This is a genomic window from Mycobacterium sp. E2462, assembly GCF_001672685.1.
Taxonomy (GTDB): domain Bacteria; phylum Actinomycetota; class Actinomycetes; order Mycobacteriales; family Mycobacteriaceae; genus Mycobacterium.
Map to the genome: position 1 here is coordinate 17,843 of NZ_LZKC01000475.1, position 9,415 is coordinate 27,257.

The 9,415-nt window shown below is 69.6% G+C and carries 7 protein-coding genes; 2 read left to right on the plus strand and 5 right to left on the minus strand.

The features are described from left to right. Positions 1-58: 58 nt before the first annotated feature. From A5714_RS24395 to A5714_RS24405, 3 genes are all read right to left on the minus strand, one after another. Positions 59-1,810: a sensor domain-containing diguanylate cyclase gene (locus A5714_RS24395; RefSeq protein ID WP_068289787.1), complete on the minus strand. Its 1,752-nt coding sequence runs from the start codon at positions 1,808-1,810 to the stop codon at positions 59-61. A gap of 123 nt (positions 1,811-1,933) precedes the next feature. Beyond that, entirely contained in the window at positions 1,934-4,081 is a 2,148-nt protein-coding gene (gene glgX / locus A5714_RS24400) for a glycogen debranching protein GlgX (protein ID WP_068074913.1), read from the minus strand. Positions 4,082-4,172: 91 nt separating this feature from the next. Beyond that, positions 4,173-5,354: a zinc-dependent alcohol dehydrogenase gene (locus A5714_RS24405; RefSeq protein WP_068289788.1), complete on the minus strand. Its 1,182-nt coding sequence runs from the start codon at positions 5,352-5,354 to the stop codon at positions 4,173-4,175. A gap of 81 nt (positions 5,355-5,435) precedes the next feature. Between A5714_RS24405 and A5714_RS24410 the strand changes: the two genes are divergently transcribed. Next, positions 5,436-6,590: an NAD(P)/FAD-dependent oxidoreductase gene (locus A5714_RS24410; RefSeq protein WP_068289791.1), complete on the plus strand. Its 1,155-nt coding sequence runs from the start codon at positions 5,436-5,438 to the stop codon at positions 6,588-6,590. 9 nt (positions 6,591-6,599) lie between these two features. Here the strand turns inward: A5714_RS24410 and A5714_RS24415 are convergent, their stop codons facing one another. Next, on the minus strand, positions 6,600-7,307 hold the full coding sequence (locus A5714_RS24415) for a GAF and ANTAR domain-containing protein (RefSeq protein WP_068074923.1): 708 nt from the start codon (positions 7,305-7,307) through the stop codon (positions 6,600-6,602). 305 nt (positions 7,308-7,612) lie between these two features. Between A5714_RS24415 and A5714_RS24420 the strand changes: the two genes are divergently transcribed. Next, positions 7,613-8,923, plus strand: a complete 1,311-nt coding sequence (locus tag A5714_RS24420; protein WP_068074926.1) for an NAD(P)/FAD-dependent oxidoreductase — start codon at positions 7,613-7,615, stop codon at positions 8,921-8,923. An 8-nt stretch (positions 8,924-8,931) separates the two neighbouring features. Here A5714_RS24420 and A5714_RS24425 read toward each other — a convergent pair. Further along, the coding region (locus A5714_RS24425; protein ID WP_068289793.1) for a DUF1360 domain-containing protein at positions 8,932-9,415 on the minus strand (484 nt) is incomplete at its 5' end.

A 9,415-nucleotide genomic window follows, 5' to 3' on the forward strand; every position in this document is an offset into this window, starting at 1 on the left:
CGCAGCCCCAGCGTATCGGCCCGCGGCGGCGCCGGGAACGGTTAGGGCGGATTGCGGCTCAGATGGGGCTGATGGCGTTGCAGTGGCCCGACTTGGCGCGATACATGGCGGCGTCCGCCCGGGCCATGATCGCGTCGACGGCCTCGCCCGACCCGGCGAGGGTGGCGCCGATGCTCAAGGTAGCGCGAATCTCGTTGCCGGAGAGGATGATCGGCTCGGCCGCACGATCGCGGATCTTCTCGGCGATGCGGGTGACCTCCTCGAGTTTCTCGACACCGGGCAGCAGGACCAGCATCTCGTCACCGCCGGTCCGGCCGACGGTGTCCCCTTTGCGGACGCTGCCGCGGATGCGCGCCGCCAGCGTCGCCAGGACGGCGTCACCGATCCCGTGTCCCCAGGTGTCGTTGATCTGCTTGAAGCGGTCGACGTCGCAGAACAGCACGCCCACGCAGGTGCCGAAGGGTTGCGGCGGCGCCAGCGCGACATCGAGTCGCCGGAGGGCTTCGGCTCGGTTCACCAAGCCGGTCAAGGTGTCGAACCGGGCCAACCGTTCGAGCCGCCGCTCGGCTTCGACCTGATCGTCGACGATGCGCAGCGCCGCGATCAGCCCGTCCGCGCGCCCGTGGGCGCCGAGGTAGGGCTTCCCGTGGCCGTCGACCCAGTGGTAGGCGTCGTCGGTGGACCGCAGGCGGAACCGGTGCAGGACCGGCTCACCGCCGGCGATCCGGGTCAGCACGGACGCCAGCCCGTCACGGTCTTCGGGGTGGACGCGGCGGCGGAACTCGGGCCCCATCCAGCGATCCAGCGGTCCGCCCAGCGACGTCTGGACCGACGGCGACACCCACACGGCGTCCGCGCCGCGCAGGTGGACGATGATGTCCACCGCGTTGTCGGCGAGGATGCGGTAGCGCGCCTCGGCCTCGGCGCGCTCCTTGCTGACCAGCTCCTTTTCGATCAGCAGCTGTTGCTCGCGCTGGCTGAAGTAGAAGGTGACGGCCCCGGCGATCAGCGTGCCCAGCAGGATGGCGAAGGTCCATTGCGCGTGCTCGTCCAGGCCCATCCCCGAGAAGGCCGGCCGGGACAGGGCGACGACGATCGGGAAGCCGGCGAAGATGCCGGCCAGCCGTGCCAGCGACACCCCGTCGGGTCGGGCGAGCAGCCACGCCAGCGGCAGGGTGTCGGGGCGCGTCAGCGCGATCGCGGCGACGAGCAGCAGCAGCGCCGACGCCGTGGACACGGCCTGCCCGGTCGACGGGGACACCCCCACCAGCGCGATCGCGTCGAACAGGTAGGCGCCGACGGTCACGAGGGGAACGACCGCGCCCGCCGCCATGCACAACGGACGCAGCAGCCGGGTCCCGCGATCGACGCGCACCAGCGCGACGGCGGCGGCCACCAGCAGGACGGACGCCGCCGTCTGCGGGCTCGGCCGGCCCGGCAGGGTCGTCTGCCACCGTCGCACCGTGTCGGCGAACCAGACCCGGTCGACCCCGAAGGAGCGCCCGGCCCCGTACTCGGCGAGGAAGACCACGGCCAGCAGACCCGCCGCCGCGGCCAAGCCGCGCCCGGTCCACACCCGCCCGCGCGACGGCCGACCCGACTGCAACACGATCCCCACCCCCAGCGCGGCCAACGACAGCGCGGTCCACGGCGTCATCGGCGGCCAGCTCGGGTAGATGCGCGTCAACGCCTCGGTTCGGGTGGTCCAGCCCAGCCAGGTCACCGCGGCGGCCAACAGCACCACGACGACGGCCGCCCCGGCGCACCAGCCCAGCGCCGGCCTCACGCGGTCGTCGCGGATCCCGCTCACGAGCCACCCCTGTCGACGCGTCGCGCCGAACGGTTCGGCCGCGTCAACATTGTGCGCGAAAACGTGACGAAGTTCCTAGCGCCGGGCCGTGTTCGGGTGGGCGGGGCGCGCGCTCCCGGCGGTCTAACCGCCGTCGGGGGCCTGCAACACCACCGCGGTGTGCGCGTCGACGGTCAGCGTGCCGCCACCCGGCACCTCCTCCGCGGGCGTCTCCTCCTCGGGCCCGGTGAACACCACCAGACGCCACGATGCACCGAATTCCTTCGGTGGCAAAGTGAATTCGATCGGCTCGTAGTGCGCGTTAAAGCACAGCAAGAACGAGTCGTCGAGCACCCGCTGCCCGCGGGGATCGCGGTCGGGGATGCCGTGGCCGTTGAGGAACACCGTGACGGACTTCGCGAAGCCCGCGCCCCAGTCCTCCTCGGTCATCTCGGCGCCCTCGGGGGTGAACCAGGCGATGTCGGGCAGGCCGTCCTGCCCGCGGCGCCCGAGCGGCTTGCCGGAGAAGAAGCGGCGCCGCCGAAACACCGGGTGCTCGGCGCGCAGCGCCGACACCACCTTGGTGAAATCCAGCAGGCCGTTGTCGGCGGTGGCCCAGTCGATCCAGGTCAGCTCGTTATCCTGGCAGTAGCCGTTGTTGTTGCCGTTCTGCGTGCGGCCCAGCTCGTCGCCGTGGCAGATCATCGGCACGCCCTGCGAGAGCAACAGGGTGGTCAGGAAGTTGCGCTCCTGACGGGCGCGCAGCGCGAGCACCTCGGGATCGTCGGTCGGCCCCTCCACGCCGCAGTTCCACGACCGGTTGTGGCTCTCGCCGTCGTTGTTGTCCTCGCCGTTGGCCTCGTTATGCTTTTCGTTGTAGGACACCAGATCACGCAGGGTGAAACCGTCGTGGGCGATGACGAAGTTGATCGACGCGACCGGCCGGCGCGCGGTGTGCTCGTAGAGGTCGGCCGATCCGGAGAGCCGGTAGGCGAACTCGTCGAGGGTCGAGGGCTCACCGCGCCAGAAGTCCCGGACGGTGTCGCGGTACTTGCCGTTCCACTCGGTCCATTGCGGCGGGAAGTTGCCCACCTGGTAGCCGCCGGGGCCGACGTCCCACGGTTCGGCGATGAGCTTGACCTGGCTGACCGTCGGGTCCTGCTGCACCAATTCGAAGAACGCGCTCAGCCGGTCAACGTCGTAGAACTCGCGGGCCAGCGTCGAGGCCAGATCGAAGCGGAACCCGTCGACGTGCATCTCGGTGACCCAGTAGCGCAGCGAATCCATGATCAGCTGCAGGGCGTGCGGATGCCCGACGTTGAGGCTGTTGCCGGTGCCGGTGTAGTCCATGTAGTAGCGCTTGTCGTCGTCGACGAGCCGATAGTAGGCGGCGTTGTCGATGCCCCGCATGGACAACGTGGGACCCATGTGGTTGCCCTCGGCCGTGTGGTTGTAGACGACGTCGAGGATGACCTCGATGTCGGCCTCGTGCAGGGCGCGCACCATCGCCTTGAATTCCTGCACCTGCCCGCCCGGCGAACGCGCGCTGGAGTACTTGAAGTCGGGCGCGAAGAACCCGATGGTGTTGTAGCCCCAATAATTCGACAGCCCCTTGTCGACCAGCGTGGAGTCGTTGGCGAAGTGGTGCACCGGCATCAGCTCGATCGCGGTGACGCCGATGCTCTTGAGGTGGTCGATGATCACCGGGTGGGCGACGCCGGCGTAGGTGCCGCGCAGCTGCTCCGGAATGTCGGGGTGGGTCTGCGTCAGGCCTTTGACGTGCGCCTCGTAGATGACGGTGTCGGCGTACTGATGGTCCGGCGGTCGGTCGTTGCCCCAGTCGAAGTACGGGTTGATCACGACCGACTTGGGCATGCTGGGCGCCGAGTCGTCGTCGTTGCGGCTGTCGGGGTCGCCGAAGTTGTAGCTGAACAGCGACTGGTTCCACTCGAAGCTACCGTCGATGGCTTTCGAATACGGGTCCACCAGAAGCTTGTTCGGGTTGCAGCGCAACCCGTTCTCCGGCTCGTAGGGGCCGTACACGCGGTAGCCGTAGCGTTGGCCCGGCTCGATGTTGGGGATGTAGGCGTGCCAGACGAACCCGTCCACCTCGGGCAGCGGGACGCGGCTTTCGGTGCCGTCCTCGTCGAACAGGCATAACTCGACGCGCTCGGCGACCTCGCTGAACAACGCGAAGTTGGTGCCCGCGCCGTCGTAGGTGGCGCCCAGAGGGTACGCCCGGCCGGGCCATACTTCTCCGGTGGGCGTGGGGGCAGTGGCTTCGGATGTCATGGCGCAGCTGATACCCGAGCGCAGGGCCTACCAAACAAACGTCCGAAACGCCCTGGCGCCGTTGCCTATTCGTAACACGAGCGGGCCGAAATCAGGGTTTGAGCAGCACCTTGACCGCCCCGTCCTCTTTCTTCTGGAAGATGTCGTACCCGTGCGGCGCCTGGTCCAGCGGCAGGACGTGGGTGGCGAAGGTGTCCACGCCCAACGGATCGTCGTCGGTCAGCAGCGGCATGATGTCGTCGACCCACCTCTTGACGTTGGCCTGACCCATCCGCAGCGTGACCTGCTTGTCGAACAGCGTCAGCATCGGCAGCGGGTCGGCCGTGCCGCCGTACACCCCGATCAGCGAGATGGTGCCGCCGCGGCGCACGATGTCGATGGCCGAGTACAGGGCGTGCAGCCGGTCCACGCCGGCGGTTTGCAGCAGGGGCTTGGCCAGCGCGTCCGGCAGTAGCCCGGCCGCCTGCTGCGCCAGCTTGGCGGTCGGGGATCCGTGCGCCTCCATGCCCACCGCGTCGATCACCGAATCGGAGCCGCGGCCGTCGGTCAGGTCGCGGATCGCGTCGCCCAGCGGCGCGTCGAGCTTGCCCAGATCGATGGTGTGGATGCCGCGCTGCGCGGCGCGGCCGAGCCGCTCGGGCACCAGATCCACGGCGATGACCCGGTAACCCAGGTGGTCGGCGATGCGCGCCGCCATGTCGCCGATGGGCCCCAAACCCAGCACCGTGACCGTGCCGCCGTCGGGAATGTCGGCGTAGGCCACCGACTGCCAGGCGGTGGGCAGCACGTCCGAAAGGTAGACGAAGCGCGAATCCGGCGGCCCGTCAGGCACTTTGATGTGCGTGAACTGGGCTTGCGGCACCCGCAGCAGTTCGGCCTGGCCGCCGGGCACCTCCCCGTAGAGCTGGGAGTAGCCGAAGAGCGCGGCGCCCATGCCCTGCTCGCGTACCTGGGTGGTCTCGCACTGGGTGTAGAGCTGCCCGTTGCACATGTAGCAGCTGCCACAGGAGATTTGGAAGGGGATGACGACGCGGTCCCCGACCTTCAGGTCACCGGTTTCGCCGCCCACCTCGCGCACGATGCCCATCGGTTCGTGGCCGAGGATGTCGCCCGGGTTCATGAACGCCCCGAGAATCTCGTACAGGTGTAGGTCGGAACCGCAGATGTTGGTGGTCGTGACCTCGATGATGGCGTCGGTGGGATGCTCGATTTTGGGGTCGGGCACCGACTCCACCCGTACGTCGCGCTTGCCGTGCCAGGTGACTGCCTTCATGTGCAAGGCACATACCCGCCCCACACCGGTCGAAACCGCGCCGGTCGTGTCGCTGCTGCCCGCCGTGGGTATCACCGGGGGGTGACTGAGCCGGGACTGATCATCGTGGGCAGCGGACCGGCCGGGGTGGCCGCGGCGGAGGCGTTCCGCGAACACGACGCCCACACCCCGGTGCGCATCCTCAGCGCCGACACCGACCTTCCGTACGCCCGGCCGCCGCTGAGCAAGGAGTACCTGCGCGGCGAGACCGACGATGTCGAGTTGCACCCCGCGGGGTGGTTTGCCGAGCAGGCAATACATTTCGAGCCCGGGGCGGCGGTGGATCGGCTCGACGTCGGTGACCGCGCCGTGTACGCGGCCGGCCGCCGGTACGGCTTCGACGCGTTGGTGCTGGCGTGCGGCGCCGCCCCGTCGGCCCCACCGGTGCCGGGGGGCGAGCGCGCCCTGCTGCTGCGGTCGTTGGCCGACGCGCGGGCGTTGCGCGGGGCGACCGGCGGCGCCGCGTCGGCCGTGGTGATCGGGTCGGGGTTCATCGGTTGCGAGGCCGCCGCGTCGTTGGCGGGCCGCGGCGTCTCGACGACTTTGGTTGCCCCAAGCCGACTTCCGCAGGAGAGGCGGCTGGGTCCCCAGGCCGCCGAACGGCTGCGGGACCTCATCACCGCGGCGGGTGCGCGCCATGTCGGCGGGGCGCGGGTGCAGGAGATCACCGACGCCGGTGTGCGGCTGGACAACGGAGTCACCATCGACTGCGACCTGGTGCTCGCCGCCACCGGCGTGGCGCCGCAGAGCGGTCTCGCCGCCGCGGCCGGCCTGGAGGTGCGCGAGTCCCGCATCGTCGTCGGTGCCGACATGGCCACCGCCGCGCCGGGCATCTACGCCGCGGGTGACGTGGCGTTGGCCACCAACGCCACGGCCGGGCGCCCCGTGGCGGTCGAGCATTGGCAGGACGCCGTCGACCAGGGGACGGTCGCCGGTGCGCGCGCCGCGGGCCGGGACGCGAAATGGGATGCAGTGCCGGGTTTTTGGACCACGATCGGCGACGCCACACTGAAATACCACGCCTGGGGGGACGGCTACGAACGCAGCCGGCTTCAAGAGCGCGGCGACGGCTTCACAGTGTGGTACGACTCGGGGAACACCCTGGTCGGGGTGCTCACCTTCAACGCCGACGACGACTACGACCTGGGCGAGCGGTTGATCGCCGAGCGCAGGCCCGCCCCGATTCCGCTGGGGTGACGGCGGGCGTCAGGAGTTGCGCGGCTTGAGGGGGTGTTCGCTGTCGATCAGGGCGGACGCCAGGTCGGCCAGCTTGGTGTTGGACTGCTGCGACAGCCGGGTGAGCAGCTCGAACGCCTCGATCGCGTCGAGGTTGAACCGCTCCATGATGACGCCTTTGGCCTGCCCGATGACGTCGCGGGACGCCAACGCGCTGCGGAATTGGTCCTGGTGGCGCAGGATCGACCAGGCCAGCGCGGTGTGGGTGGCGAAGACGTCGCCCAACATGACCGCGTCGTCGCTAAAGGCTTGCGGCTCGTCGGCGTAGAAGTTCAGCGCGGCGATGTTGCCCCCGTCGACCGCCATCTGGAACGACAGGATGGAGCGGATCGGGGTCTGCTCGATCGCGTGCCGGCGGTAGCGCGGCCAGCGCTGCTCACCGTCGAGATCGTTGATGAGGATCACGTGGTGCTGCCAGGCGGCCTCGAGGCAGGGGCCCTCACCGAATTGGTTCTGGATGCTGTCCAGGACCTTCGGGTAGCGGTGCGTGGAGACGACGTTGGTGACCGTCTTGTTCTTCTCGGCCAGCGTGATGCCCGCGTACTGGGATCCGGCGACGTGGCGCAGCCCGGTGTCGAGCAGTTCGCGCAGCCCACTCGCGGTTTTCAAGCCGTCGCGCTCGAGGCTGGCGACCAGTTCGGCCAGCTGGGCGACGATCGCGGTGTCTTCGGTACGCATCGCTTCACCCCGTTCACTCGCGGCGCCGCAGCGGAAAAGGCGCTTGCGACTTCCACACTCTACGCAGGTCGCGGGCCGCGAAGCGAATTCTGCGGCTACCCCATCGTCGCTCGGGCAGGCCGCGAAACGAAGCGGCTGTCGGCAACCGAAGCGAATTGGGGACGGATTGCCGTCCCGGCGATGCGAGACCGTTTTTCGCCCGAATGTCGTAACACCTAGGGACGCAACGACGTTGGGCGCCGACGGCTCCACGGCCCACGGCGCCGACCGGGCCCGCCGTGCCCGGCCCGCCTACACTGGCTTCGGTGACCTCAATTGTGATCGTCGGAAGCGGCTTCACCGGATTCACCTGCGCCCGTCGCCTGGCGCGGATCTTTCGCCGGCAACGGGAATCGGTCGACATCACGATCATCTCCCCCGTCGACTACATGCTGTACACGCCGTTGCTGCCCGACGTCGCCGGCGGCGTGGTCGACGCGCGGTTCGTCGCCGTGCCGCTGGCCAACACGCTCAAGGGCGTGCGCGCGGTGCGCGGCCGTGTCGACGGCGTCGACCTGGCGCAGCACACGTTGACCTACCGCGACCCGGAGGAACGCAGCCACAGCCTGTCCTGGGATCGGCTGGTGCTCACGCCGGGCTCGGTGACGCGACTGTTCGACGTGCCGGGCCTGGCGCGCTACGCGCGCGGGCTGAAAACGACGGCCGAGGCCCTGTACCTGCGCGACCACTTCATCGAGCAACTCGAGCTGGCCAACATCGAAGACGACCCGCAGGTGGCGGCCGCCCGGCGCACCGTCGTGGTGGTCGGGGCGTCGTACTCGGGCACCGAGCTGGTGGCCCAGCTGCGGGCGCTGGCCGACGCGGCGGCCAAGCAGATGCGTTTCGACCCCGGCTCCGTCCACTTCGTGTTGCTCGACCTTGCCGAGCAGGTGATGCCCGAGGTGGGCCAGAAGCTCAGCGACGCCGCGTTCAAGGTGCTGCGCCGGCGCGGCATCGACGTCCGCCTCGGCGTGACCCTCAAGGAAGCCCACCCGGATCACGTTGTGCTGACCGATGATTCGCGAGTCGACACCCGCACCCTGGCCTGGGTGACCGGCGTGACCGGGGCGCCGCTGATCCAGGACCTGGGACTGCCGGTGGAAAAGGGCAGGCTCACCGTGCAGGCCGACCTCCAGGTGCCGGAGCACCCCGACGTGTTCGCGGCCGGGGACGCCGCCGCGGTCCCGGACCTGACCCAGCCCGGCAAGGTCACGCCGCCGACCGCCCAGCACGCCACCCGGCAGGGCAAGGTGCTGGCCCGCAACGTGGCCGCCAGCCTCGGCCGCGGCACACCCAAGGAGTACAAGCACCGCAACCTGGGGCTGGTGGTCGACCTCGGGCCGCACTACGCGGTGGCCAACCCGCTCAACGTGCACCTGTCCGGATTCCCGGCCAAGGTGGTCACGCGGGCCTATCACCTCTACGCCATTCCCCGCGGGGTCAACCGGTGGGCGGTGTCGCTGGCCTATCTCACCGACGCGCTGTTCGCCCGGTCGGTCGTCTCGATCGGCCTGTCGTCGGAGGGCGACGCCGACTTCGCGGCCAGCGAGGGCATTCCGATGCCCAAGACGGGCTGACGGCCCGGTTACTTCTCGGCGGAGCGCTGGGCGATGGCGTAGCCGAGCTGCAGGAAGTCGGCCCCGGTCAGCGCGGTGAACACGCCCGCGACCAGGCGGGTGAACCGCGGCGCGAAGACCAGTCCGATGGTGAACCCGGTGGCCACCCACATGTCCAGGCAGAACGGGCAGGTGAGCAGCTCGCCTAGGCTGTGCCGCAGCTGACTCTGCCCCCTGACCTCCTCCATCACCTCGGCAGGGCCGCCGGTGCCGGCGTACTGGGTGAAGGGAGCCCGCAACGGGCTGGTTACCGCGTCCTTGGTCAGGGTGCGCGAAAGCTTGTGCGTGCCAAGGGAAACAGTCACAAGGTCACCGATCCTCCACCGCGACGGCAAGGTGCGCCCGGTGACCAGGGCCGCCACCGTCGCGATCGTCACCACGAGGCTGTAGACGACCAGGACGGCCAGGTAGCCGCCCAGCGGTTGGTCGCTGTCGCCTTGGTACGCCTGCGCT